1 protein-coding gene is annotated in these 589 nt (G+C 65.2%); it reads left to right on the forward strand.

Annotation, left to right across the window (positions count from 1 at the left end; translation table 11 throughout):
• Nucleotides 1-567: IS66 family transposase (locus NKI95_RS34385; protein ID WP_352722291.1), on the forward strand; the 567-nt coding region annotated here is incomplete at its 5' end.
• Nucleotides 568-589: the final 22 nt, after the last annotated feature.

Consider the following 589-nt stretch of genomic DNA (forward strand, 5'->3'; position numbering starts at 1 on the left):
GACGGCGTGATGCTGGCGGCGTGCTGGTCGCACGTGCGGCGCAAGTTCTACGAACTGCATGCCGCAGGCTCCTCCGTTATCGCCTCGCAGACGGTGGCGCAGATGGCCCCACTGTGGGCCGCCGAGGAGGCCGTACGCGGCCAGGACCCGGCAGTACGGATAACTGCGCGTCAGGAGAAATCCGCCGTCATCGTTGCCGCTCTCTTTGCGCTGTGGGAAAAGGAGCTGCCCAAGCTGTCGGGAAAATCGAAGCCGGCCGAGGCGATCCGCTATGCACTCGGCCGGCGTGCCGCGCTGGAGCGCTTCCTCACTGACGGCCGGATCGAAATCGACTCCAACACCGTCGAGCGCGCCATCCGGCCGCAGACAATTACCCGAAAGAACAGCCTCTTCGCGGGCAGCGACGGCGGCGGACGGACATGGGCCACCATCGCCACCCTGCTGACCACCGCCAAGATGAATCAGGTCGATCCGCACGCCTGGCTCACCCTGACCCTCGAGCGCATTGCCAATGGCTGGCCAAACAGCGATATCGACGCCCTCATGCCATGGAATTACCAGCGCTGAACGGCCTCAGCTGCCCGCTTAC

Source organism: Mesorhizobium sp. M0306, assembly GCF_040321655.1.
GTDB lineage: Bacteria > Pseudomonadota > Alphaproteobacteria > Rhizobiales > Rhizobiaceae > Mesorhizobium.